Consider the following 23276-nt stretch of genomic DNA (forward strand, 5'->3'; position numbering starts at 1 on the left):
GGCCGCCATCAGCTGGGCCGCGGCATTCCCCGCCGGCTCGCCCACCCCGGCCGCCAGGGCGGCCATCGCCGCATGGCCCAGGCTCTCGAGCAGCGGCCGCGGCGCCTCCGCCCCGATCGCCGCCCGAAAGGCCCGCACCGCGCAGTCCAGCCGGCCGAGCGCCCGGCAGGCCTCGGCCCGGATCTCCTGCGCCTGCCGGCACTCCGGCGCCGGGCCGGCGCAGGGCGGGGCGCGGTCGGCGATGGCGGCATGGTCCCCCGCCGCCAGCGCCGCCTTGTCCGCCTCGAGCCGGGACACCGCGCAGCCGGCCAGCAGCAGGGGGACCAGCAGCCACCTCATGGCGCCGCCGCCCCGGCCGCCCCCCCGGCCACTGCGAGCTGGTGCCGCAGCAGCGCCATCGCCTCCTGCCGCTTGAGGTCCGGGTTGGCCGCCATGCCGGTCAGCAGCAGCGCCAGCCGGTCCACCGCCGCGGCCTCCGGCGCCTGCCGCACTGCGGCCAGGGCCTCGCGCAGCGCCGGCTGCGCCACCGGCGGGACCCCGGTGATCCCGGCCGGGGCCAGGTCGAGCGGCGCGGCATCGACCGCGTCCAGGGCCTGGTCCAGCAGCCGGCCGCGGAACTCCCGGAGCCCGGCGGCAAATTCGGCCGCGTCGGCGAAGCGGCCGGGCTGGAACAGCGCTTCCTGCACCGCCGGCGTCTCCTGCCGCGCCAGCAGCGCCAGCCGCGCCGCCAGGGCGAAGCGCGCCGCCGGGGCCGGCTCCGGCGCCAGGAAGGCCCGGGCGAAGATCGGCGAGAGCTCCAGCGCCGAGAGCGCCACCGCGGCATCCACCGGACCGGGCGGGAACAGGCCGGCGGCATAGGGGAGGTCCAGCACCCGCGCCTTCCAGCGGGCGAAATGCTCGGTCCCCTGCGCCATCGCCTGGAAGGCGCCGATCCCAAGCGCGGCCACCAGCCCGGCCGGCCCGCCGAGGCCGAGGAGCGCCGGCGCCGCGCCGCCGCTGCCGAGGCGGGTCAGCGCCGCGGCGATCACCGCGGTCGCCGGGTTGTCCGGGCCGATGACGCGGCGGATGGCCCCGTCCGCCGTGGCCACCGCCCCGGCGATGGCCGCGGCATCGCCCGCATGCAGCGCGGCCGCGGTGGCGTCCAGCACCTGCCGCGCCCCCGTGGCCGCCGCTTCCGCCCGCTGCGCCAGGGAGAAATCCGGCGCCAGCCGCGCCGCCAGGCCGGCGGCGACGCTGGCCGCGTCCAGCACGCCGCGCGCCCGGGCCAGGGCGGTGCTGCCGGCGGCAGCCTGGCCGGCCTCGGCGACCGGCGCCGGCGTGTCCGAGGAGACTCCCAGGGGGCTGCCCAGGGGGCTCCCCTGGCGCGCCTCGCCGTTGCGGGTGACGAAGTAGAAGCTGATGACGGCGCCGATGAAGCCGGTCAGCGCCTCGGCGCTGGCCAGCCCCAGCGGCTTCTGCAGCCCGATCAGCAGGAAGCCGAAGATGACGATGAAGCAGGAGATCAGCGCCCGGATGGTGCCGTCCGGCACGCCGCAGGGCAGCTCGGTCAGCCGCATCAGGGCGGCGGCGCCGGCCGCCCGCGCCTCCGCCAGCAGCCGCCCGGCCAGCAGCGCCAGCAGCCAGGCCATGACCGCCACGAAAAGCACCAGGGTGCCGATGACCAGCCCGACGGACCAGGCCATCGGGCTCGCCTCCTGCGCCAGGGCGGGGCCGGGCGAGAGGATCAGGCCGCCGGCGAGGTGGCTGGCGGCCGGGCTCCATGGCACTCGCATCCTCGCACCCTCCTGCAGCAGGCAGAAAGGAACGTACTAGAAACAAGTGCAGTTGTAAAGCTTATTTTCCTATAACGGGAAAGGGCGGCGTCAGCGGGTGCCCGGCCCGCTCTCCAGCTTCGCCTTCAGCCGCTCGGCATCCGCCTTGGGCACCACCACGTGCAGGCAGGCACCGCTGCCCTCGGCGACGATCTCGGCGCTGCGGCGATCGACCGGCCCCTCGCGCACAAGCGTCTCCAGCGCGAGCTTGGCGGTCTCCTGGTCGGGGAAGGGCAGGGAGATGGTGACCGAATCGCCCTGGGCCGCAGGCTTCGAGCCGGCCGGATGCATCATCTCCTCGGGCGGGACCGCGCGCGAGCCCTGCGAGGTGGTGCTGGAGACCGGGTCGCTGGCCGGGAAGGTCTGCTCGACGCCGGCCTCGACGTTGGCGTCCGAGGTGGTGGCAGGATGCTTGTCGGTGCTCTGGCTCATGGTCGGTCCCTATTCGCTATGCGGCCGCAACGCATGGCCGCGGGCCGGGTTCGCCATGGCCGTTGCGGTCCTGGTGCCATGGGACTGCTATCCCAGGCCGCCCCCCCCGCCAAGCCCGAGCCTCTGCTGCGCCGCCCGGTCGGGATAGGCGAAGAGCACCAGCCCGGTCTCGGCCCGCAACGCCAGCGCCTGCCGGGAGGGCAGGCACCACCAGCAGGTCGCGCGCCGCCAGCGGATGCTCGACCCGCGCCGTGCCGCGTCCCTCGACCAGCACCAGGCGTTCGGAGCCGCGCCGCGGTCGGGTCTCGAAGCCGGCGGGGAGATGGCGGACCCCGGCGGCGATGGTCGGCATCACCGGCCCGCCATCGGCCGGCTTCACGAATTCCAGCGCATGGCCGAGGTGCGGGTCGGGCGGCTCGGCGGCGGTGCCCCGGATCGGCCGCAGGTTGCGGCCGTAGCGCGCCCGGCTGCCGTCGTGCCATCCATGCCGCGATCCTCCCCGCGCCAGGCCAGGCAGGCGCGGCCGGGAAGGGAGGGAGTTGCGACGCCGCCATTTCGGGTGCAGCACCCAGGCCGCGCATGGAGTAGCCCGATGGATCCCATCCCTTGCCCCTTCGGCCGCATCGCCCTGGTCCTGCAGGGCGGCGGCGCCCTCGGCTCCTACCAGGCCGGGGTCTACCAGGCGCTGCACGAGGCGGCCCTGGCGCCGGACTTCCTGGCCGGCGTCTCGATCGGCGCGGTGAATGCCGCTCTCATCGCCGGCAACCGGCCGGAGGACCGGCTGCCCCGCCTGCAGGCCTTCTGGGAGCGCATCACCGCCCGCCGGATCTGGCCCTTCGCGCCGGATGGCGACGACCTCCGCCGCGCCCGCAACGGGCAGAGCGCCCTGGCCACCATCGCCCTCGGCACCCCCGGCTTCTTCCGGCCCAACCCGGTCAGCCCCTGGTTCGCCCCGCGCGGCGCCCGCGCCGCCACCGCCTTCTACGACACCGCCCCGCTGAAGCAGACGCTGGAGGAGCTGGTCGACTGGGAGCTGCTGGCCAGGCCCGGCGGCCACCCGCGGCTGGCGGTCGGCGCGGTGAATGTCGCCACCGGCAATTTCCAGTATTTCGACAGCGCCACCCAGCGCCTGACGCCCGAGCACGTCATGGCCTCGGGCGCGCTGCCGCCCGGGCTGCCGATGGTGAAGATCGAGGGCGGCTGGTACTGGGACGGCGGCCTCGTCTCCAATACCCCGCTGCAGTACCTGCTCGAGGACGAGACCGACAGCCGCGACGCGCTGGTCTTCCAGGTCGACCTCTTCCCCGCCCGCGGACCGCTGCCGCGGGACCTCAACGACGTCCTGAGCCGCGAGAAGGACATCCGCTTCTCCTCCCGCACCCGGATGAACACCGATGCCTTCACCCGGCAGCGGCGATGGCAGCTGCGGCTGAAACGCGCGCTGGCCAAGGTGCCGGAGGCGGCGCTGACCGCGGAGGAGAGGGCGCTGCGGGAGCAGCTCGCCAGCCTGCCGCAGCTCGCCATCCTGCAGCTGGTCTACCAGGCCAAGGTCTACGAGGGGCAGGCCAAGGACTATGAATTCGGCCCGGAGACGATGCGCGAGCACTGGGCCAGCGGGCACGAGGACACGGTCAGGACCCTGGCGAACCGGCGCTGGCTGGAACTGCCGCCGGAGGACCCCGGCATCGTCACCCACGACCTGCACCGCGAGGCCGAGTAGCGCTCGCGCCAGCGTGACCCCAGCCCGGCCCGCCGCTGTCGCTATCCTCTCCGCGCAACAAAACGCATAGGGAGGATCGCATGCGTCTCACCGGCCTGGCCGCCGCGGCTGCGCTCATGCTCGCGTCGTCGCCCGCACTCGCCCAGGGGCCCGCGGCCCAGCCCGAAGCCCCCTGGTACCCCTCCCGCTACGGCCCGGACGACCAGATCGGGGCGATGAACCTGCTGACGCCGGAGAAGGTCCTGGAGGCCGCCCGGCTGGTGCAACGCGGCCAGGTCTATCGCCTCGGCGTGCCGGTCGGGCGCGACACCCCGGCCTTCCCGCCGCGCAGCGCCGCGGTCACGGTGATGATGCCGGACCAGTTCGGCGGCGCCCTGGTGCCCGGCGCGACCGGCCCCTCCGAGAACCGCATGTCCTATGCCGACGACATGTTCACCGGCTGGCTCGGCGTCGGCAGCCAGATCGACAGCTTCGCCCACCTCGGCATCGACAACCGCTTCTACAACGGCAACCACGCCCACGACTTCATGCGCACCACCGGCGTGACCCGGCTCGGCATCGAGGGCATCCCGCCGATGGTCACCCGCGGGGTGCTGGTCGACATGGCCCGGGCCCGCGGCAAGCCGATGCTCGAGGAGGGCGAGCTCATCACCGCCGACGACCTCCGCGCCGCCATGCGTGACCAGGGGGTGGAGGTGCGCCGCGGCGACGTGGTGCTGATCCATACCGGCTGGGTCGCGCTGCTGGAGCAGGACCCGCCCCGCTTCGGCAAGGGCGAGCCCGGCATCGACAACGGCGCCGCCGACTTCCTCGCCGGCCTCGGCGTGGTCGCGGTCGGCGCCGATACCTGGGGGGTGGAGGCGGTGCCCTTCAAGAACCCGAACCGGATCTGGGAGGGCCACCAGACCCTGCTCGCCAAGAACGGCATCCACATCCTGGAGGTCATGGACACCCGCGCCCTGGCCCGCGACCAGGCCAAGGAATTCCTCTTCGTGCTGGGCCAGCCGCTGCTGAAGGGCGCGGTGCAGGCGATCATCAACCCGATCGCCATCCGCTGACGGGACAGCAGGCGGCGGGCGGCTATCCCGCCCGCCGCGCCTTCCAGATATGCCAGCCGATGGTCCCGACGACCCCGGCCATGAAGATCAGTCCGATCGGCCCGGCCCAGTCCTCCACCAGATGGAACTGGTCCTCCAGCGCCCAGCCGGCGGTGGCCAGGCCGCCGGTCCAGAGCCCGGTCCCGAGCGCGGTCCAGATGTAGAAGACCGGCCGGGGCAGGGCGACGAGGCCGGCCGGGATGGAGATGCCGGTGCGGATCCCCGGCATCATCCGCGCCAGGCAGACCGCCGCCGGGCCGTTGCGCCGCAGCGCCGCCTCCGCCTTCAGCACGATGTCCGGCGTGAGCCCGACATAGCGGCCGAAGCGGTCCAGCACCCGCCGCATCCGCACCGCGCCATAGGCCCGGGCGAGCTCGTACCAGAAGGCATTGCCGACCAGCGACCCGGCGACGCCGGCCAGGATCACCCCCAGCAGCGGCATCTGCCCCCGCGCCGCGGCGAAGCCGGCCAGCGGCATGATCACCTCGGAGGGCATGGGCGGGAACAGGTTCTCCGCCACCATGAGAAGGAAGACGCCGGCCAGCCCGCCGGAGGCCACCAGCCCGGAGGCCCATTCGATCATGGCGCGCTCACGGCGTCAGACGGTACAGCAGCAGGGTGATCCAGCGGCCGCGGGAATAATTGAAGCCGGTCACGCTGGCGATCTCCTGCGGGCTGACAGCCAAGGTCGTGGCCGCCTGGCGGAAATCAACCTCGGCCCGGTCGCCGACCGCGACGACCCGGCCCGGCGCCGCCGCCAGGAAGCGGGCGGCATCGCCGCCGGTCCGCAGCAGCCGCACATCCTGGCCCAGCGCGAAGAGCACCGAAGGCTCGGAATAGCTGGTGATGCCGAACTGCCCGGGGGGCAGGCCGGGCGCCTGTTCCGCGACGGCGGCGGCCAGGCGCGGGGCCACCCACAAGGGCGTCAGCCGCGGCACCACCCCCTCCAGCACCAGCGCATAGACCGGCACCGCCAGCAGCGCGCCGAGCAGCCCGGCGCGGCCCCACTCCCGCCGCCCTGCGGTCCGCAGCAGCACGAAGGCCACGGCCCCGGCCAGCGGCACCAGCAGCAGCCCGGCCGGCTGCAGCGCCCGCAGCAGGTACCAGGCGGCCCCCTGCGCCGCGACGGCCAGCCCGACGGCCACGCCGACCAGCACCGCGACCCCGGCCCAGCGCCAGCCGCGCGCCGGCAGCCGCCGCACCGGGTCCATCGCCCAGGCCGCGCCCAGCAGCATCAGCGCCGGGAAGAGCGGCAGGGTGTAATGCGGCAGCTTGGTCTGCACCGCCTCGAAGACCAGCCAGGACGGCACCACCCAGGCCAGCAGGAAGCGGGTCGGCGGGTTCAGCCGGTCCCGCCAGGCGGCCGGCAGGGCGCAAAGCACGATCCAGGCGCCGGGGAAGGCGGCAATGCCGAAGCTCAGCAGGTAGAAGCCGGGCGGCCCCCAGTGCTTCTCCTCGCCCGAGCCGATCTTGGACAGCATGTCGCCGCCCACCGCCTGGGCGAAGAAGCGGCCCTCGGTGGCGATGCCGATGGCGACGAACCAGGGCGCCGCCGCGGCGAGCATCAGCGGCACGCCCCACAGCGGCCGCAGCGCCCGCAGCCAGGGCGCGCCCCGGTCGCTCACCGCCAGGGTGATGCCGCACAGCAGCGGCACCATCGGCCCGATCGGCCCCTTCAGCAACACCCCGAGCCCGAGCAGCAGCCAGAAGGCGGCGGCCTGGCGGGCGCCGAACAGCGCCGGCCGCAGGTAGGCGATGCCGAACAGCCCCATCGCCGCCGTCACCGTCGCCAGCAGCGCCGCATCGGTCTTGGCGATATGCGCCTCGGCCACCAGCACCAGCGAGGAGGCCAGCATCGCCGCCCCGAGCAGCGCCGCCCGCCGCCCGACCAGCCCGCGGCCCCAGTGGAAGGTGGCCAGCACCGCCAGCAGCGCGCCGAGCAGGCTGGGCACCCGGTAGGCCCAGATCTGGTCGCGGGTGCCGAGGCCGGTCGCCTCCAGCACATGGACCGAGGCCGCCTGCAGCCAGTGGATGCCGGCCGGCTTCTTGTTGCGTTCCTCCTCGCCGAAGCGGATGCGGACATAGTCGCCGCTCTCGACCATCTGGCGGCTGGCCTGGGCGAAGCGGGCCTCGTCGCGGTCGGTCGCCGGCAGGGTGAAGAAGCCCGGCAGCCACAGCAGCAGGCAGAGCAGCGCGAGGAACAGCTTCGGCCGGCGCTGCAGCGCCTCGGGCAGCAGGCCGAGGGAACGGTCCGACCGTGCCGGGGCCGACGAAGCAGGGGCCGAAGTATCCATGGCCGCGCGCACTAGCATGGGGCGCGGCCGGGGGCCATAAACCGCCGCACATGTCCTCCCATATCGGCTCCCCCACCCGCCGCGCCGCCCTCGCCGTGCTCGAGGCGGTCATCACCCGCCGCCGCCCGCTGGAGGAAGCGCTCGACGCGCTGCCCAAGGGCATCGCCCCGCGCGACAAGGCCGCGGCCCATCGCATCGCCGCCGCCGTGCTGCGCCGGGCCGGCTCGCTCGATGCCGTGCTCGAGCCCTTCCTCAGGCGCGAGCCGCCGAGCGAGGTGCGCAATGCGCTGCGGATGGGCGCGGCGGAGCTGCTGCTGCTCGGCACCCCCGCCCATGCCGCGGTCGCCAGCAGCGTCACCCTGGTGCCGAAGCCCTTCGCCGGCCTGGCCAATGCGGTGCTGCGCCGGGTCGCCGAGGCCGGCCCCGCCGCGCTGGAGGGGCTGGACGCCGAACGGCTGGACACCCCGCCCTGGCTCTGGTCCGCCTGGCACGCCGCCTATGGGCCGGCGGTGCGGGCGCTGGCCGCCGCCCACCGGACCGAGGCGCCGCTCGACCTCTCCCTCGCCCCCGGCGCCACCCCGCCCGAGGGCGGCACCGAGCTGCCCGGCGGCAGCTGGCGCTACCCCGCCGGCACCCATGTCACCGCCCTCGCCGGCTTCGCCGAGGGCGGCTTCTGGGTGCAGGACGCCGCCGCCACCCTGCCGGCCCGGGTGCTGGCGGTGCGGCCCGGGGAGAAGGTGCTCGACCTCTGCGCCGCCCCCGGCGGCAAGACCGCCCAGCTGGTCGCCGCCGGCGGCCAGGTGGTCGCGGTGGAGCGCGAGCCGAAGCGTGCCGCCCGGCTGCGCGAGAACCTCGCCCGCCTCCGCATGGCGGCCGAGGTGGTGGAGGCCGATGCGACCAGCTGGGACGCCGGCGGGGCGCTGTTCGACGCGGTGCTGCTCGATGCCCCCTGCACCGCGACGGGGACCATCCGCCGCCATCCCGACGTGCCCTACCTCAAGCGCCACCGCGACATCGCGCCGATGGCCGAGCTCCAGCGCAAGCTGCTGGTTGCCGCGGCCCGGCGCCTCGCGCCCGGCGGCCGGCTGGTCTTCGCCAGCTGCTCGCTGCAGCCGGAGGAGGGCGAGGCGCATCTCGCCGCCGACCTGCCGGGGCTGCGCCCCTTCCCGGTGCGGCCCGAGGAGGTGCCCGGCCTCGCCCACATGATCGTCGCCGGCGGCGCCCTACGCACCCGGCCCGACTACTGGCCGGAGCAGGGTGGCATGGACGGCTTCTTCATCGCCCGCTGGCGGCGGGCGTGACCGGCATATCGCCTTCTGCGTGTATGCGGCGTTGCTGGGACAATCCCTGAGAGGTGATGCCGGTTTCCGTCATGCGGAAGGTCGCGTCACCGCCTTGCCCGTTCCATCAACCCGCCGCTAGAACCGGCGGGATGCCCACCCGTCCCGTCCGGATCGCTCCCTCCCTGCTTGCCGCCGACTTCGCCCGCCTCGGCGAGGAAGCCCGCGCCGTGGCCGCGGCCGGGGCGGACTGGCTGCATCTCGACATTATGGACGGGCATTTCGTCCCCAACATCAGCTACGGCCCGGTGGTGGTGAAGGCGCTGCGCCGGCACTGCGCCATCCCCTTCGACGTGCACCTGATGATCGCCCCGGCCGATCCCTACCTCGAGGCCTTCGCCGCCGCCGGCGCCGATCTCATCAGCCTCCACCCGGAAGCCGGGGCGCATCTACACCGGAGCTTGCAGACCATCCGCGCCTTGGGCAAACAATCCGGCGTGGTGCTCAACCCGGCGACTCCAGTATCGGTGGTGGAGAACGTGCTCGACCTCTGCGACCTCATCCTCGTGATGTCGGTCAATCCCGGCTTCGGCGGGCAGTCCTTCCTCGGCAGCCAGCTGGGGAAGATCGCCGCCCTGCGCCGCATGATCGACGCCCATGTCGCCGCCGGCGGCCAGCCGATCGCGCTGCAGGTTGACGGCGGCATCACCGCCGAGACCGCGCCGCGCTGCATCGCCGCCGGAGCCGACGTGCTGGTTGCCGGCACCGCGGTCTTCGGCGCCCCCGACTATGCCGCGGCCATCGCCGCCCTTCGCTCACCCGCGCTTCGTCCTGGGGTATTGGCCTGATGCGCGACATCATCCGCGGCACGCGGCGTTTCATCTCGGGCCTCCGCCCGGTCAAGGTGCCGGACGCCCCGGCGCGGGCCTTCCGCGACCTCTGGCCCGGCGACGCGGCCCGCGGCGCCCGGCTGATGGGCGGCGAGTTCGAGACCGCCGGCACCACCCACCGGCTCGATTCGAGCCCCGAGGCCCCCTCCGGCTGGGATGCCGAGGCTGGTCCGATCGCCTGGCGCAGCGCCGCGCATGGCTTCGCCTGGCTGCGCGACCTCCGGGCGCTCGGCACCGATGCCGCCCGCACCCGCGCCCGCGACCTCTCCGAGGACTGGCTGGGCCGCGGCGCCGAGGAAACCCTCGCCCAGGCCCCCGAGGTCGCCGCCGCCCGGGTCTCCGCCTGGCTCGGCCACTGGGACTTCCTCGCCGCCACCGCCGAGGACGGTTTCCGCAAGCGCCTGCTGGTCCGGCTTGCCCAGGATGCCCGCGGCGTCGTCGCCTCGCTGCCCGCGGAGGCCATGCACCGCGGCGCGCTGGTGACGCTGAAGGGCGCCATCGCCGCCGCCGTCGCGCTCGAGGACGAGGGCTGGATGACCCGGGCGCTGCGCTTCCTGCCGGGCGAGCTGGAACGCCAGTTCCACCCCGACGGCGGCCATGTCGAGCGCTCCCCCGCCCAGCTCATGCTGGCGCTGCAGGACCTGATCGAGATCCGCAACCTGCTGAACGGCGCCGGCATCAACCCGCCCGCCCTGCTGGCGACGGTGCTGGAGCGCGCCGGCCAGGCGCTGCGGCTGTTCCGCCACGGCGACGGCGGCCTCGCCCAGTTCAACGGCACCCGGGAGAACGGCGCCGGCCTGGTCGACCTGGTGCTGACCCAGGGCCAGGCGCGCGGCCGGGCGCCGATGCTGCTGGAAGAAAGCGGCTTCCACCGCCTCCAGGCCGGGCGCACCCTGGTCATCGCCGATGCCGCCGGCCCGCCACCGGCCCGGGCGAAGGACGCCAATACCGGCCTGCCGCGCGGCGCCGACCGCTATGCCCATGCCGGCACCCTGAGCTTCGAGATGTCGGTCGGCCGCGACCGCCTCATCGTCAATTGCGGCGCCGCGCCCGGGGCGCCGGCCGCCTGGCGCGACGCGCTGCGCGCCACCGCCGCGCATTCGACCCTGGTGCTCGCCGATACCAACAGCAGCGAGCTGAGCGACGAAGGCCTCGGCCGCCGGCCGGAGCAGGTGGAGCAGGACCGCCAGGAACAGAACGGCGCGCAATGGCTCGAGACCAGCCACGACGGCTGGCGCAAGCGCTTCGGCGCGGTGCATCGCCGCCGCCTCTATCTCGCGGAATCGGGCGACGACCTGCGCGGCGAGGACATCATCGAGATGGCCGAGGCCGGCGCCGTGCCGCCCGCCTTCACCGTCCGCTTCCACCTCCACCCCGGCGTCACCGCCGACCTCCAGCCGGAGGAGGATGCGGTGCTGCTGCGCCTGGCCTCCGGCCAAGCCTGGCAGCTGCGGGCCAAGGGCGCCACGGTCTCGCTCGAGGAAAGCGTCTACCTCGGCGGCGAGCGGCGGCGGAACAGCCAGATCGTGCTGACCGCCGACCCCGGCGCCGACATCGTCCAGTGGGCGCTCGAGCGGCTGGCGGCGAGCGGCCCGCCCGAGGGCTGAGCGGGCCGGCCCGCCGGTGAAGATCGCCGAGGTCACCAACGTCGATTTCTCGCTGCGGCACTTCCTGCTGCCGCTGATGCGGGGCGCCCGCGACCGCGGGCACGAGGTGGTCGGCCTCTGCGCCGAGGGGCCCCTGCTCGACCTGCCGCGGGCCGAGGGCTTCCGCGTCATCCCGGTGCCCATGGCGCGCAGCCTCAATCCCCGCGTCCAGGCCCGCTGCTACGCGGCGCTGCGCGAGGTCTTCCGCGCCGAGCGCTTCGACCTGGTGCATGGCCACATGCCGATCAGCGGCCTGCTCGCCCGGGCCGCGGCGCGGGCCGCCGGGGTGCCGCACATCGCCTATACCTGCCACGGCTTCCTGTTCAACCAGCCCGGCCCGGCCTGGCGGCGCGGCCTCTCGCTCGGCCTCGAATGGGCCGCCGGCCGCATCACCGAGACCTACCTGACGGTCAGCGCCGAGGAGGCCGCCGACGCCCGCCGCCTCGGCATCCATCCCCGCGCGACGGCCGTGCTGAACGGCCGCGACCCCGCCCTGTTTCACCCCGATCCGGCTGCCCGCGCCGCGCTGCGCGGCGAATTCGGCGCCGGGCCGCAGGACTGCGTCATCGTCGCGGTCTCCCGCCTGGTCCGGCACAAGGGCTATCCGGAGCTGCTGCAGGCGATGGCGGCCGTGCCCGGCGCGCATCTCTGGGTGGTCGGCGAGCGCCTCGCCTCCGACCACGGCGCCGATCTCGAGCCCGACTTCGCCCGCGCCGCGGCCACGCTCGGCCCCCGCTTCCGCCGCCTCGGCTACCGCCACGACGTCGCCCGGGTGCTGGCCGCCGCCGATGCCTTCACCCTGCCGAGCCACTTCGAGGGCCTGCCGATGTCGATCATCGAGGCCATGCTCTGCGGCCTGCCGGTGGTCGCCACCGATATCCGCGGCTCCCGCGAGATGGTCCTGCCCGGCCAGACCGGCTTCCTGGTCCCGCCCGCCACCATCGAACCCCTGGGCGAGGCGCTCACCGCGCTCGCCGCCGACCCGGCGCTGCGGGCCCGGCTGGGCGCTGCCGGCCGCGCCCGCGCCCTCGAGCTGTTCGACGAGCAGAAGGTCGTCGGGCGCACGCTCGATCTGCTGGGCTTGTAGCGCTACACTCCCCGGGTGAGCGATGCCCCCCCCTTCTGGAAGACCAAGACCCTCGGCACGATGACCCGTGCCGAATGGGAAAGCCTCTGCGACGGCTGCGGCCGCTGCTGCCTGCACAAGATGCGGGACGAGGATACCGAGGAGCTGGTCTTCACCAATGTCGCCTGCCGGCTGCTGGACACCGGCAGCTGCCTCTGCCGCGACTACCCGAACCGCAAGCAGCACGTGCCGGATTGCGTGAAGCTCACGCCGGCCAAGGTCGCCGCCGTCGACTGGCTGCCGCCCACCTGCGCCTATCGCCTGGTGAAGGAAGGCCGCGACCTGTTCTGGTGGCACCCGCTGCTCTCGGGCCGTCCGGAGACTGTGCACGAGGCCGGCGTCTCCGTCCGCGGCCGCGCCGTGACCGAGCGCGAGGCCGGCGCCTTCGAGGACCACATCGTCCGCTGGCCGGGCACGCTGCCCCGCTCGGCGAAACCCCCTAAGCCCACAAAAGGAAAAGCGTGATGAAGGATGCCCTCTTCGGCGGCGTGAATGCCGCCGTGCTGACCGCGATGAAGCCGGACATGTCGCCCGACCTCGACCGCATGGCAGCCCACGCGCATTGGCTGCTGGCCAATGGCTGCAACGGCCTCGGCATCCTCGGCACCACCGGCGAGGCGGCCAGCTTCGGCCTGGCCGAGCGCAAGCAGATCCTCGAAGGCCTGATCGCCCGTGGCATCCCCGCCGGCGTGATCATGCCGGGTACCGGCACCGCCAACTTCACCGACACGGTGGAGCTGATCCAGCATGCCCGCGCCCAGGGCTGCCGCGGCGTTCTCGTGCTGCCGCCCTTCTACTACAAGGCGCCGAGCGACGACGGCCTGTTCGCCTACTTCTCCGAGGTCATCACCCGGACGGGCGGCGGCATCGCCATCTACCTCTATCACTTCCCGCAGCAGTCGGCGGTGCCCTTCAGCCTCGACCTCATCGGCCGGCTGCTGAAGGCTTTCCCCGGCGCGGTGCGCGGCGTGAAGGACAGCAGCGGCGTCTATGCCAACATGAAGGCCATGGTCGATGCCTTCGCCAAGGACGGCTTCGAGGTCTATTCGGGCTCCGACGAGTTCCTGCAGACCATCCTCGCCGATGGCGGCGCCGGCTGCATCACCGCGGCCAGCAACACCAACAGCCACTGGGGCGGCATCGTCTATGCGAAGCGCACCGGGCCGGAGGCCGACGCCGCCCAGGCCGTGCTGAACGCCACCCGCAAGGCGGCGACCAGCGTGGCGCTGATCCCGGGCCTGCGCGAGATCATCGCCCGCTCCACCGGCGACGACGGCTGGCGCACCATCCGCCCGCCGCACCTGAAGCTGGAGAAGGCGCAGGCCGATGCGGTCTGGGCCGCCTTCCAGGCCGCCGGCGCCATCCCGCTGCCCGGCCTCGGGGTGAAGGCCGCCGCCGAATGAGCCCGTCCGATCGCGCGAGGGCGCAGGCGAAGCCGAGCACCGGGGGCGTGAATCGGCCGGGGCTTCCAGCATGAGCGAGCCGCTCCGCTGCCGCGAGCCGGCGACCGGCACGGTGCAGATCGACGACGAGAACATCCGCGTCACCCGCTGGGACTTCAATCCCGGCGCGGAGACTGGCTGGCACCGGCACGGCTGGCTCTATGTGGTCGTGCCGATCCACGACGGCACGCTGCTGGTCGAGCTGGCGAACGGCGAGACCATGACCGCGGAGCTGAAGGCGGGCGTCTCCTACACCCGCGTCGCCGGCGTCGAGCACAATGTGGTCAACGGCGGCACCGGCTTCCTGTCCTTCGTCGAGACCGAGCTGAAGAGCCTCGCCGGCTGACAAGGCCGCGCGATGCCCATCGCATTGCGCAGCCATGCGTCTCAAGCGGTTGAAATCTCCACCGCGGGATGCGCATTATGATCCATGGATCAATTCGAAGACGGGGCCGTCTCCCTCGACCAGGGGGAGACGGAGCAGTTGCCCGCGTGCCCCGTCTTGCCGGGTCCGGTGCTGTGGCGCCGGTCGTCGCGGGCGCAGCGGGTCAGCCTGCGGATCGATGCCCGCAGCGGCACCGTCGTCGTCACCCTGCCGCAGCGCGCCGCCCGCCATGCCGGCGTCGCGCTGCTGACCACCCATGCCGCCTGGGTGCGGGAGAGGCTGGCCGCGCTGGCGCCCCCTATCGCGCTCGAGCCAGGCTCCGAGGTCCCGCTCGGCGGCGCGCTGCATGTCATCCGCGCAGTGCCCGGCCATGCCGGCGATACCTGGCTGCGGCCCGGCGCCATCATCACCGGCGGCGAGATCGCCGAGGTGCCGGCCCGGGTGGCGCGGTTCCTGCGCGAGGAAGCCCGCCGCCGGATCGAGGTACTGGTCGCCCGCCACACCGCAACGCTCGGCGTCACCAGCCGCCGTCTGCTGCTGAAGGATACCCGCAGCCGCTGGGGCAGCTGCGCGCCGGATGGCACGCTCGCCTTCTCCTGGCGGCTGGTGATGGCGCCGGGCTGGGTGCTCGACTACGTCGTGGCGCACGAGGTCGCGCATCTGCGGGAGCTGAACCACTCCCCACGGTTCTGGGACACCCTCCAGCAGCTCACGCCGAACCGCGAAGCCGCGGTGGCGTGGCTGAAGGAGAACGGGCCGGCGCTACTCCGCGTCGGCTAGGCGGCCGCGCCTCAGCGCGGCAGGAAGCCCACCAGCCGCTCCGCCTCGGTCACGATCGGCTCGGCGATCGCCGCCGCCCGCTGCGCCCCGAGCCGCAGCGCCGCATCCAGCGCGCCCTTGTCCTCCAGCAGCCGGTTCATCTCCGCCTGGATCGGCGAGAGATGCGCAACCAGCGCTTCGGCCAGCACTTCCTTGAAGGCGCCGAAGCCCTTGCCGCCATGCTCGCGAAGCACCGCATCCGGCGTGGTATTGCCGATGCCGGCGAGGATGCCGACCAAGTTGCGCGCCTCCGGCCGCCCCTCGAAGCCGCTCACGTGCTCCGGCAGCGGCTCCGGGTCGGTCTTGGCCCGGCGGATCTTGAGCGCGATGGTGTCGGCATCGTCGGTCAGGTTGATGCGCGACTGGTCGGAGGCATCCGACTTCGACATCTTCTTCGAGCCGTCCCGCAGCGACATGACCCGCGCCGCGACGGTCTGGATCATCGGCTCGATCGTCGGGAAGAACTCCACGCCATAGTCGTGGTTGAACTTCTGGGCGATGTCATTGGCCAGCTCGAGGTGCTGCTTCTGGTCGTCGCCGACCGGCACCTTCACCGCATGGTAGGCGTGGATATCGGCCGCCATCAGGTTCGGATAGACATAGAGCCCGGCGGAGGCCGACTCCCGGTCCTTGCCGGCCTTGTCCTTGAACTGCGTCATCCGGTTCAGCCAGCCGAGCCGGGCCACGCAGTTGAAGATCCAGGCCAGCCTTGCATGGGCATGCACATGGCTCTGCACGAACAGGATGCAGCGATGCGGGTCGAGGCCGCAGGCGATCAGCGCCGCCGCCATCTCCCGCGTCTGGGCTGCCAGCTCCTTCGGGTCCTGCCAGACGGTGATGGCATGCAGGTCGACCACGCAGAAGATGCTCTCATGCGTGTCCTGCATCGGCACCCAGTTGCGGATGGCGCCGAGGTAATTGCCGAGGGTCGGGATGCCGGAGGGCTGGATGCCCGAGAAGACGCGCTGCATGGCTATGGCACCGTGGAAAGGGGGTGGCGGCGGTGATCCTCCGGCCCGCCGCCCAGGTCAAGCGACCTTGTAGCCTTCCCCGGTGATGGCGGCCGCCACGGCGTCCCGCGCCAGGCCGGTCTCGGCCTTCACCATCTTGGCCGCCAGGTCCACCTCGACCTTGGCTGCCGGGTCCAGCGCCTGGATCGCCTGGGTCACGGCCCGGACGCAATGGCCGCAGCTCATGCCCTCAACATGCAGGGTGATCATCATGCTTTCCTTCCAGTCCATCGAGTATCGGGCACTCCGGCCGCCCGTCGCCATGGCAGTGGGAGGCCAGGTGCCGCAGGCTGGCGGCCATGGCGGCGAGGCTCGCCGCCTTCTCCTCCAGCGCCGCCACATGGGCCAGGGCGATGCCCCGGACCTCGGCGCTGGCCCGGCCGCGGTCCTGCCACAGGGCCAATAGCCGCCGCACCTCCTCCAGCGGGAAGGCGAGGTCCCGGGCGTGGCGGATGAAGCGCAGCACGGCGACATCGGCCGCGGCATAGCGTCGGTAGCCGTTCGCCTGCCGCGCCGGCGCCAGCAGGCCGATCGCCTCGTAATGCCGGATCATCTTCTCCGAGACGCCGGAGCCGCGTGCCGCCTCGCCGATGTTCACGACCGGGGCCTCCAGCGCGAGAGCAGCAGGGCATTGCCCAGCACCGAGACCGAGGAGAGCGCCATCGCTGCCCCCGCCACCAATGGCGAGAGGTAGCCGAAGGCCGCCAGCGGCACCCCCACCAGGTTGTAGCCGAAGGCCCAGCCCAGATTCTGCCGGATCTTCACCAGCGTCCGCCGGGTGACGTCCAGCGCCGCCGGCACCAGCGCCGGGTCGCCCCGCAGCAGGGTGATCCCCGCCGCCTGGATCGCCACGTCGGTCCCGGTACCCATGGCGATGCCGAGCTCGGCCGCCGCCAGGGCAGGGGCGTCGTTCACCCCGTCGCCCACCATCGCCACCCGCTCCCCGGCCTGCTGCCAGGCGGCGACGCGCTCGGCCTTGCCCGCCGGCAGCACCTCCGCCGCCACGTCGTCGAGACCGAGCCGCGCCGCCACCGCCCCCGCCGCGGCCTTGCTGTCGCCGCTGATCATCGCCGCCTTCACGCCGAGTGCCCGCAGCCCGGCGATGGCCGCCGCCGCCCCCGGCTTCTCCGCATCCTCGAAGGCCAGCACCGCCAGCACCCGCAGCCTAGGTGCCGTCTCCACCAGCCAGGCGAGCGTCCGGCCCTGGCCGGACTCCGCCTCGGCGGCGGCGGCCAGCGCACCCGCCTCGGCCCCGCTCTCGCCCAGCGCCCGCGGGCTGCCCAGCAACAGCGCCTGCCCATCGATCGTCGCCGAGACGCCGCGGCCGGGCAGGGCGCGGAACGCCTCGACCTTCGGCACGTCGCCGCCCGCCCGGGCCAGCACCGCCCGCGCCAGCGGATGCTCGCTGCCCGCCTGCAGCCCGGCCGCCAGCCGGATCGCCGCGGCCTCGGTCACGCCCGCCGCCGCATGCACCGCCGCCAGCCGCGGCCGGCCCTCGGTCAGGGTGCCGGTCTTGTCGAAGGCAACCAGCGTCACGTCCTGCGCCCGCTCGATCGCCTCGGCATCGCGGATCAGGATGCCCGCCCGCGCCGCCGCCCCGGTCCCGGCCATGATCGCCGCCGGCGTCGCCAGCCCGAGCGCGCAGGGGCAGGCGATCACCAGCACCGCCACCGCCCGCATCACCGCCACCTCGCCGCCCGCGCCGGCCAGCAGCCAGCCGACCAGCGTCACCAGCGCGATCCCGACCACCACCGGCACGAAGACCGCGCTGACCCGGTCCACCAGCCGCTGCACCGGCGCCCGGCTGGCCTGGGCCGCCGCGACCATGGCGGCCACCCGTGCCAGCACCGTCTCGGCGCCGATCGCCCGCGCCTCGATCACCAGCCGGCCGTCGAGGGCGATGGTCCCGGTCGAGACCCTGGCCCCCGGCTCCTTCTCGACCGGCACGCTCTCCCCGGTCAGGGCGCTCTCATCCACCCCGGCGCGGCCTTCCCGCACCAGCCCATCGGCCGGGATGCGCTCGCCCGGCCGCACCGCCACCAGGTCGCCGACGACCAGGGCCGCGGCCGGCACCGCCTCCTCCGCCCCATCGGCGCCGATCCGGTGCGCAGTGCGCGGCCGCAACTCCAGCAGGGCGCGGATCGCCGCCCCGGTCGCCCGCCGCGCCCGCGCCTCCAGCCACTTGCCCAGCAGGATGAAGAGGATGACGACCGCGCTGGCCTCGAAATACAGGTGATGCCCGGCATGCGCCGCGCCGTGCTTCAGCAGCATCCAGGCGGAAAGCCCGAAGGCCGCCGAGGTGCCGAGCGCCACCAGCAGGTCCATGTTGCCGGTCCCCGCCCGCAGCGCCGCCCAGCCGGCCCGGTAGAAGCGGGCGCCGAGCCAGAACTGCACCGGCGCGGCCAGCGCCGCCTGCAGCCAGGGATGCGGCATCCAATCCTGACCGAAGGCCATCCCGACCATGCCCAGCAGGAAGGGCGCCGCGAGCACCGCGGCGAGGATCAGGTCCCGCTTCTCCCGCCCGCCCTCGGCGGCGGCCACCTCCGGCGTGCTCTCCCGCAGGCTGTAGCCGGCCTTGGCCACGGCCGCGGCCAGCGCCGCCTCCGGCGTGCCCGCCACCGCCCGCACCATGGCGCGCTCGGTGGCGAGGTTCACGCTGGCCTCCAGCACCCCCGGCACCTTGGCCAGCGCCCGTTCCACCCGCCCGGCGCAGGTCGCGCAGGTCATCCCGCCGATGCCGAGGTCGAAGCGCTGCTCCGGCACGCCGTAGCCGGCCTGCACCACCGCCCCGATCGCCGCCGCCAGGGGCACGGTCCCGCGCACCTCCGCCCGCTCCGTCGCCAGGTTGACACTGGCGGCGGTGACGCCGGGCAGCTTGCCCAGCGCGCGCTCGACCCGTCCGGCGCAGCTGGCGCAGGTCATGCCGGAGATCGGCAGGCTGAGGATGGCGGCCGGGGGGAGGGGAGCTTCGGGCATGGAGCCGATGTGGGGTCTCCCACTATGGGAAGGTCAAGGGGATCTTCGCAGAATTCGTAACATCCCCATCTGGCCCCGATGCTCGCCTTCACCCCCACCCCGGTCCTGCCCGGCGATGCCTCCGCCGCAGCCCTTGCTGCCGAGGCTTGGCGCCAGGCCTGGAAGCCGCCCCGAGTCCGCCTGCTGCTGCTGGCCGAGAGCCACATGGCCACCTCCGCCGCCGAGCTCGCCTGCCGCCTCCGCCTGCCCGCCGGGCTCGATTGGCCCGGGCCGGAAGGCTTCGTCCGCCACATCTACTGCCCGGCCTACGGCGAGCCGGGGCTGGTCCCGGACCTGCCAGTCGCCAATGCCGGCACCGGCCAGTTCTGGCGGTTGTTCGCCGCCATCGAGGGCAACCCCCCGCCGACCCGCGCCGCCATCCCGGACCTTGCCGCGCGCCTCGCGGCCAAAGCCGCCTTGCTGCACCGGCTGAAGGCGCGCGGGATCTGGCTGACCGATGCGTCCCTGGCCGCCGTCGCCGGCCCGGGCGGAGTCCGCGTCGCACCCCGGCCCTATGCCGCCGCCCTGCGCGAGGGCTGGCGCCACCACGGCCTGGACCTGCCAAGGCTGGACCCGGCGCATGTCCTGGTCATCGGCCTCGGCGTCGCCCGCATCCTCCGCGGCCAACTCGACGCCGCCTTCCCCGGCCGCTGGCAGGCGGTGCCGCAGCCGATGGGCGCCCGTGGCCTGGCGCCCACCGCCGCCCTGCACGCCACCCTGGCCGAGGCCGCCCGCCGCCACGCCGATTGACTTTGCGCTGCGAAACCCAGCAGGACTCCCGCCATGCCGCACCTTCCCCGCCTCGCGCTCCTCGCCCTGCTCTTTCTCCCCGGTGCGGCCTTCGCGCAGGGCCAGCCCTTCCACGTCACCAACCGCACCGGCGTGGATGCGAAGGAGCTGAACGCCGTCCGCACCCCGCGCGGCGCGGCGGCCGACTGGGGCCGCAACCTGCTCTCGCCCGACCGGCCGCTGACCAGCGGCGCCGGCTTCCGCGTCAACCCCGCCGAGGCCGCCGGCTGCCGCTTCGACCTCCGCCTGGTGCTGACCGACGGCCGCGAGGCGATGCTGCAGGACCAGGACATCTGCGCCAACCGCGAGGTGGCGCTCGAGACCGCCGCGCGCCCGCTGCCCTCCGGCAGGCCCGCCCCGGCCAGCGCCGCGGTTCCGCCGCCGCCCGCCAACGTGCCGCAGCAGCGCCCGAACAGCAGCGCCCGCAACGTCTCCACCGGCACCGGCTTCCTGGTCGCGCCCGACCGGGTGCTGACCAACCACCACGTCGTCAACGGCTGCGACCGCATCGTCATGCGCGCGCCCGACGGCCGCTGGCTCGCCGCCGTGCCGCCGGCCCGCGTCGATACCGGCCTCGACCTCGCGCTCCTCGCCGTCCCCGGCTTGCCCGGCCCGGCGCTGCCCTTCCGCAGCGGCCCCGCGGTGCGCCGCGGCGACGGCGTCGTCGCCTACGGCTTCCCGCTGGCCGGGCTGCTCTCCTCCGATGCCAAGCTGACCCGGGGCGAGATCAACGGCCTTGCCGGCCTGGCCGACAACCGTGCCCAGTTCCAGATCAGCGCCGAGGTCCAGCCCGGCAATTCCGGTGGCCCCTTGCTCGACATGCAGGCGCATGTCGTCGGCGTCGTGGTCTCCAAGCTGAATGCCCAGCGGCTGGCCCAGCGCACCGGCGACCTCGCCCAGAACATCAATTTCGCGGTGAAGGGGGAGGCGGCGCTGGATTTCGTCCGCCGCGCCGGGCTGACGCCGCAGGTCGCCGACAGCAGCGGCCCGGAACGCGGCGCCGCCGACGTGGGCGAGATCGCCAACCGCAGCGTGCTGTTCATCCGCTGCGAGCGCTAGCCACCCCGATCCCGATGGCGCCGGCCAGCAGCCCGGCCCAGGCCAGCGCCAGCGCCATCCCCGCCCCCAGCGCATCCACCGCAAGCCCGACCGCCAGCGGCACCGCGCTGAAGCCGAGGTGCGCCACCACGAAATAGCCGGCGACCGCCCGCGCCCGGTCCTCGCCCGAGGCCGCCTCCGCCACCGCCGCCAGCCCACCCGGATAGACGAAGGCATAGGTGCCGATGCCGACCACGGCGCCGCCGAGCAGCAGCGGCCAGAGGCCGCCGCCCCAGGCCGCGCCCCAGAAGCACAGCCCGCTGCCCAGCATCAGCACCGCCAGCCCGAGCCGCACCGCGGGCCGCGGCCGCATGCGGCGGAAGGCCTGCTGCACCAGCACGCCGGCCAGCATCATCCCGCAGGCCGCCAACGGCCCCAGCAGCGCGTGGCCCTGCTGTGCCAGCACCGATTGCACGCTGGTCAGCACGATGCCCGTCGCGCCCCAGCCGGGGATGATGGCGGCGGTCGTCGCCCAGCTGCCGCGCGGGAATGCCGGGAGCCGCAGCCACCCCGCCTGCCGCGCCGCCAGTGACCGCGGCAGCGTCTCCGGCAGCCGCGCCACCAGCGCCAGCAGCAGCAAGGCGAAGCCGATATGGGCGGCGAAGGTCACCGGCGGCAGCATTCCCGGCCAGGCCGCGACGGCGCCGAGCGTCAGGATGCCGCCCACCCCGAAGCTGCCGATGGTCGCCAGCGCGATCACCCCCGCCGCCCGCCGCCCACCAGCCGCGCCGCCCCCCGCGAGCTCCGCCGCCCAGGCCGCCGCTGCGCCGGCGACGCAACCCATCCCGAGGCCCTGCGCCACCCGCGCGACGGCCAGCGCCGGGATGCTGGGAAAGATCGCCAGCAGCAGGGTCGAAAGCGCCGCCAGCGCCACGCCGAGCAATACGCAGGGCTTCCGCCCGATCCGGTCCGGCAGCGGCCCGAGCAGCGGCGCCGAGACGATCACCGTCGCCGCGTAGCAGGCGAAGGCCATGGCCAGCGCCCCGGCCCCGTAGCCGCCGCGGGCGGCGTACTGGCCATAGAGCGGCAGCGGGATGGTCGTCGCCAGCCCGACCGCGCAGACGGCGAGGCCGACCAGCAATTCCGCATGCCGGGGCAGAGCAGGTTCGGGCAAGCGGGGCGACTCCGGCATCCAGCCGGCACCCTGCGGCCCGGCCGCCGACAGGTGAAGGGGTCATCCGATGGACAGGCGTCCCGCCGCGCCGCACCATCGGCCCATGTCCGACGACCAGATCCTGCTGCGCGACAGCACCGACGCCGATATCCCGGCCATCGCCGCCATCTACGGCCACTGGGTCACCCATGGCCGCGCCAGCTTCGAGCTGGAGCCGCCGGGCGAGGCCGAGATGGCCAAGCGCCGCGCCGCCATCCTCGCCGGCGGCTACCCCTACCTGGTCGCCGCCGATGCCGCCGGGCGGGTGCTCGGCTATGCTTATGCCAGTGCCTATCGCGCCCGCCCGGCCTATCGCTTCTCGGTCGAGAACTCGGTCTATGTCGCGCCCGATGCCGGCCGCCGCGGCGCCGGCAGGCTGCTGCTGCCGGCGCTGATCGAGCGCTGCGAGGCGGCCGGCTTCCGGCTGATGATCGCGGTCATCGGCGACAGCGGCAATGCGCCCTCGATCGGGCTGCACGCCGCCTGCGGCTTCACCCATTGCGGCGTGCTGCCGGCGGTTGGCTGGAAGCACGGGGAATGGCTGGACACCGTGCTGATGACGCGGCCGCTGGGCGAAGGCCCCGCGACGGCGCCGGCGTGAAGGTTGGGGAGGGTTGAGGCACTGCCTCAACGCATTTCCTCCCCAAGCCCCTCCCTTGCTTTTTCCGAGTCTCGCACTCGCTGCGCGGCAAATGCCAACTCATAAAAATAGAAGAGGGTCCGGGAGAATACCTTCTCCCGGCCTTGCTTCCTTCAGGCCGCAGCCATCCGCCGCCCACCCGCCAGCCGGCGCGCATCCAGCGCCCAGGCCCCCGCGCCCAGCCCGGCCTGCACCACCAGCGCCGCCGCCCAGAAGGCCGGGAATTCCCAGCCGCCGCCTGGCGCGTTGAACAGCCAGCCATTGCCCGAATGCTGCACCAGCGCGCCGAGCATGACCGGCAGCAGGCCGAGGCTCACCCAGCGCACCGCGACGCCGGCCAGCAGCGCCAGCCCGCCCAGGATCTCCGCCGCGATCACCACCGCGCCGAGCGCCGGCGGATACCCGAGGCTGCCGAAGAAGCCCATGGTCCCGGCCAGCCCGAAGGTGCCGAGCTTGAGGATGGCGCCATGCGCCAGGAACAGCAGCCCCTGGGAGATCCGCAGCAGCGCGGCGGCATAAGGGGCGGTATTGCGTTCGTCGATCATCGGTCGGGTCCTCGTTGCATGCGGCACAGGTGCCGCGATGGCGGCAAGGTGCCCCGCTGCCGCCACGGCTTCCAACGCGGGCTC

The 23276-nt window shown here is 74.0% G+C and carries 23 protein-coding genes; 13 read left to right on the forward strand and 10 right to left on the reverse strand.

Features of this window, described 5'->3' with window-relative positions:
• Positions 1 to 335: 335 nt before the first annotated feature.
• Positions 336 to 1772, reverse strand: a complete 1437-nt coding sequence (locus tag QWZ14_RS03615) for a hypothetical protein (protein WP_290315201.1) — start codon at positions 1770 to 1772, stop codon at positions 336 to 338.
• A 90-nt stretch (positions 1773 to 1862) separates the two neighbouring features.
• Positions 1863 to 2243: a hypothetical protein gene (locus QWZ14_RS03620; protein WP_290315202.1), complete on the reverse strand. Its 381-nt coding sequence runs from the start codon at positions 2241 to 2243 to the stop codon at positions 1863 to 1865.
• A gap of 592 nt (positions 2244 to 2835) precedes the next feature.
• Between QWZ14_RS03620 and QWZ14_RS03625 the strand changes: the two genes are divergently transcribed.
• Together QWZ14_RS03625 and QWZ14_RS03630 are read left to right on the forward strand one after the other, a co-directional pair.
• Positions 2836 to 3963 carry a patatin-like phospholipase family protein gene (locus QWZ14_RS03625; RefSeq protein ID WP_290315203.1) on the forward strand — a complete coding sequence of 376 codons (1128 nt, stop codon included), beginning with the start codon at positions 2836 to 2838 and terminating at the stop codon, positions 3961 to 3963.
• Positions 3964 to 4043: 80 nt separating this feature from the next.
• The gene (locus tag QWZ14_RS03630; RefSeq protein WP_290315204.1) at positions 4044 to 5021 is read left to right on the forward strand and encodes a cyclase family protein; all 978 of its coding nucleotides are present in this window, start codon (positions 4044 to 4046) and stop codon (positions 5019 to 5021) included.
• Positions 5022 to 5043: 22 nt separating this feature from the next.
• Here QWZ14_RS03630 and QWZ14_RS03635 read toward each other — a convergent pair whose 3' ends face one another.
• On the reverse strand, positions 5044 to 5643 hold the full coding sequence (locus QWZ14_RS03635) for a DedA family protein (protein ID WP_290315205.1): 600 nt from the start codon (positions 5641 to 5643) through the stop codon (positions 5044 to 5046).
• 7 nt (positions 5644 to 5650) lie between these two features.
• Positions 5651 to 7354 carry an ArnT family glycosyltransferase gene (locus QWZ14_RS03640; RefSeq protein ID WP_290315206.1) on the reverse strand — a complete coding sequence of 568 codons (1704 nt, stop codon included), beginning with the start codon at positions 7352 to 7354 and terminating at the stop codon, positions 5651 to 5653.
• Between the two features lie 50 nt (positions 7355 to 7404).
• Here QWZ14_RS03640 and QWZ14_RS03645 point away from each other — a divergent pair, with 50 nt between their 5' ends.
• From QWZ14_RS03645 to QWZ14_RS03680, 8 genes are all read left to right on the forward strand, one after another.
• Positions 7405 to 8655 carry an RsmB/NOP family class I SAM-dependent RNA methyltransferase gene (locus QWZ14_RS03645; RefSeq protein ID WP_290315207.1) on the forward strand — a complete coding sequence of 417 codons (1251 nt, stop codon included), beginning with the start codon at positions 7405 to 7407 and terminating at the stop codon, positions 8653 to 8655.
• A 131-nt stretch (positions 8656 to 8786) separates the two neighbouring features.
• Positions 8787 to 9482: a ribulose-phosphate 3-epimerase gene (gene rpe, locus QWZ14_RS03650; RefSeq protein WP_290315208.1), complete on the forward strand. Its 696-nt coding sequence runs from the start codon at positions 8787 to 8789 to the stop codon at positions 9480 to 9482.
• Complete coding sequence (locus QWZ14_RS03655) at positions 9482 to 11131, forward strand: heparinase II/III family protein (protein ID WP_290315209.1); 1650 nt, start codon at positions 9482 to 9484, stop codon at positions 11129 to 11131. The genes rpe and QWZ14_RS03655 overlap by 1 nt, the downstream gene beginning before the upstream one ends.
• Positions 11132 to 11147: 16 nt before the next feature.
• Positions 11148 to 12257 (forward strand): glycosyltransferase family 4 protein, encoded by a 1110-nt coding sequence (locus QWZ14_RS03660; protein WP_290315210.1) that lies wholly within the window; start codon positions 11148 to 11150, stop codon positions 12255 to 12257.
• 15 nt (positions 12258 to 12272) lie between these two features.
• Complete coding sequence (locus QWZ14_RS03665) at positions 12273 to 12761, forward strand: YcgN family cysteine cluster protein (protein ID WP_290315211.1); 489 nt, start codon at positions 12273 to 12275, stop codon at positions 12759 to 12761.
• On the forward strand, positions 12761 to 13699 hold the full coding sequence (locus QWZ14_RS03670; RefSeq protein ID WP_290315212.1) for a dihydrodipicolinate synthase family protein: 939 nt from the start codon (positions 12761 to 12763) through the stop codon (positions 13697 to 13699). The genes QWZ14_RS03665 and QWZ14_RS03670 overlap by 1 nt, the downstream gene beginning before the upstream one ends.
• A gap of 70 nt (positions 13700 to 13769) precedes the next feature.
• The gene (locus tag QWZ14_RS03675; protein ID WP_290315213.1) at positions 13770 to 14084 is read left to right on the forward strand and encodes a cupin domain-containing protein; all 315 of its coding nucleotides are present in this window, start codon (positions 13770 to 13772) and stop codon (positions 14082 to 14084) included.
• 84 nt (positions 14085 to 14168) lie between these two features.
• A complete protein-coding gene (locus tag QWZ14_RS03680; protein ID WP_290315214.1) occupies positions 14169 to 14903 on the forward strand; it encodes a M48 family metallopeptidase in 735 nt (244 codons plus the stop codon).
• Between the two features lie 11 nt (positions 14904 to 14914).
• On the opposite strand, the gene trpS is transcribed toward QWZ14_RS03680, so the two are convergent.
• Genes trpS through QWZ14_RS03700 form a run of 4 tightly spaced genes read right to left on the reverse strand, consistent with a single transcriptional unit; the run spans position 14915 to position 18928 of the window.
• Positions 14915 to 15913, reverse strand: coding sequence for a tryptophan--tRNA ligase (gene trpS, locus QWZ14_RS03685; protein WP_290315215.1), 999 nt, complete (start codon positions 15911 to 15913; stop codon positions 14915 to 14917).
• Between the two features lie 57 nt (positions 15914 to 15970).
• Positions 15971 to 16162, reverse strand: a complete 192-nt coding sequence (locus tag QWZ14_RS03690; protein WP_290315216.1) for a heavy-metal-associated domain-containing protein — start codon at positions 16160 to 16162, stop codon at positions 15971 to 15973.
• A complete protein-coding gene (locus QWZ14_RS03695) occupies positions 16143 to 16550 on the reverse strand; it encodes a MerR family DNA-binding protein (RefSeq protein WP_290315217.1) in 408 nt (135 codons plus the stop codon). The genes QWZ14_RS03690 and QWZ14_RS03695 overlap by 20 nt, the downstream gene beginning before the upstream one ends.
• Complete coding sequence (locus QWZ14_RS03700) at positions 16547 to 18928, reverse strand: heavy metal translocating P-type ATPase (protein WP_290315218.1); 2382 nt, start codon at positions 18926 to 18928, stop codon at positions 16547 to 16549. The genes QWZ14_RS03695 and QWZ14_RS03700 overlap by 4 nt, the downstream gene beginning before the upstream one ends.
• Positions 18929 to 19006: 78 nt before the next feature.
• On the opposite strand from QWZ14_RS03700, the gene QWZ14_RS03705 reads away from it, so the two are divergent.
• The gene (locus tag QWZ14_RS03705; RefSeq protein WP_290315219.1) at positions 19007 to 19717 is read left to right on the forward strand and encodes a hypothetical protein; all 711 of its coding nucleotides are present in this window, start codon (positions 19007 to 19009) and stop codon (positions 19715 to 19717) included.
• Positions 19718 to 19750: 33 nt separating this feature from the next.
• Entirely contained in the window at positions 19751 to 20815 is a 1065-nt protein-coding gene (locus QWZ14_RS03710; protein ID WP_290315220.1) for a trypsin-like peptidase domain-containing protein, read from the forward strand.
• On the opposite strand, the gene QWZ14_RS03715 is transcribed toward QWZ14_RS03710, so the two are convergent.
• Entirely contained in the window at positions 20796 to 21968 is a 1173-nt protein-coding gene (locus QWZ14_RS03715) for an MFS transporter (protein WP_290315221.1), read from the reverse strand. The two genes, QWZ14_RS03710 and QWZ14_RS03715, sit on opposite strands and share 20 nt — an antisense overlap.
• A 103-nt stretch (positions 21969 to 22071) precedes the next feature.
• Here QWZ14_RS03715 and QWZ14_RS03720 point away from each other — a divergent pair, with 103 nt between their 5' ends.
• Positions 22072 to 22608 (forward strand): GNAT family N-acetyltransferase, encoded by a 537-nt coding sequence (locus QWZ14_RS03720; protein WP_290315222.1) that lies wholly within the window; start codon positions 22072 to 22074, stop codon positions 22606 to 22608.
• A 152-nt stretch (positions 22609 to 22760) separates the two neighbouring features.
• Here QWZ14_RS03720 and QWZ14_RS03725 read toward each other — a convergent pair whose 3' ends face one another.
• Positions 22761 to 23192: a DoxX family protein gene (locus QWZ14_RS03725; protein ID WP_290315223.1), complete on the reverse strand. Its 432-nt coding sequence runs from the start codon at positions 23190 to 23192 to the stop codon at positions 22761 to 22763.
• Positions 23193 to 23276 lie beyond the last annotated feature (84 nt).

The sequence above is a fragment of the Paeniroseomonas aquatica genome, assembly GCF_030409335.1.
GTDB lineage: Bacteria > Pseudomonadota > Alphaproteobacteria > Acetobacterales > Acetobacteraceae > Belnapia > Belnapia aquatica.

Coding starts and splice junctions, on each gene's coding strand:
- QWZ14_RS03615 (WP_290315201.1), bottom strand. CDS start 1,772: ATGCGAGTGCCATGGAGCCCGGCCGCCAGCCACCTCGCCGGCGGCCTG.
- QWZ14_RS03620 (WP_290315202.1), bottom strand. CDS start 2,243: ATGAGCCAGAGCACCGACAAGCATCCTGCCACCACCTCGGACGCCAAC.
- QWZ14_RS03625 (WP_290315203.1), top strand. CDS start 2,836: ATGGATCCCATCCCTTGCCCCTTCGGCCGCATCGCCCTGGTCCTGCAG.
- QWZ14_RS03630 (WP_290315204.1), top strand. CDS start 4,044: ATGCGTCTCACCGGCCTGGCCGCCGCGGCTGCGCTCATGCTCGCGTCG.
- QWZ14_RS03635 (WP_290315205.1), bottom strand. CDS start 5,643: ATGATCGAATGGGCCTCCGGGCTGGTGGCCTCCGGCGGGCTGGCCGGC.
- QWZ14_RS03640 (WP_290315206.1), bottom strand. CDS start 7,354: ATGGATACTTCGGCCCCTGCTTCGTCGGCCCCGGCACGGTCGGACCGT.
- QWZ14_RS03645 (WP_290315207.1), top strand. CDS start 7,405: ATGTCCTCCCATATCGGCTCCCCCACCCGCCGCGCCGCCCTCGCCGTG.
- rpe (WP_290315208.1), top strand. CDS start 8,787: ATGCCCACCCGTCCCGTCCGGATCGCTCCCTCCCTGCTTGCCGCCGAC.
- QWZ14_RS03655 (WP_290315209.1), top strand. CDS start 9,482: ATGCGCGACATCATCCGCGGCACGCGGCGTTTCATCTCGGGCCTCCGC.
- QWZ14_RS03670 (WP_290315212.1), top strand. CDS start 12,761: ATGAAGGATGCCCTCTTCGGCGGCGTGAATGCCGCCGTGCTGACCGCG.
- QWZ14_RS03675 (WP_290315213.1), top strand. CDS start 13,770: ATGAGCGAGCCGCTCCGCTGCCGCGAGCCGGCGACCGGCACGGTGCAG.
- QWZ14_RS03680 (WP_290315214.1), top strand. CDS start 14,169: ATGGATCAATTCGAAGACGGGGCCGTCTCCCTCGACCAGGGGGAGACG.
- trpS (WP_290315215.1), bottom strand. CDS start 15,913: ATGCAGCGCGTCTTCTCGGGCATCCAGCCCTCCGGCATCCCGACCCTC.
- QWZ14_RS03690 (WP_290315216.1), bottom strand. CDS start 16,162: ATGATCACCCTGCATGTTGAGGGCATGAGCTGCGGCCATTGCGTCCGG.
- QWZ14_RS03700 (WP_290315218.1), bottom strand. CDS start 18,928: ATGCCCGAAGCTCCCCTCCCCCCGGCCGCCATCCTCAGCCTGCCGATC.
- QWZ14_RS03705 (WP_290315219.1), top strand. CDS start 19,007: ATGCTCGCCTTCACCCCCACCCCGGTCCTGCCCGGCGATGCCTCCGCC.
- QWZ14_RS03710 (WP_290315220.1), top strand. CDS start 19,751: ATGCCGCACCTTCCCCGCCTCGCGCTCCTCGCCCTGCTCTTTCTCCCC.
- QWZ14_RS03720 (WP_290315222.1), top strand. CDS start 22,072: ATGTCCGACGACCAGATCCTGCTGCGCGACAGCACCGACGCCGATATC.
- QWZ14_RS03725 (WP_290315223.1), bottom strand. CDS start 23,192: ATGATCGACGAACGCAATACCGCCCCTTATGCCGCCGCGCTGCTGCGG.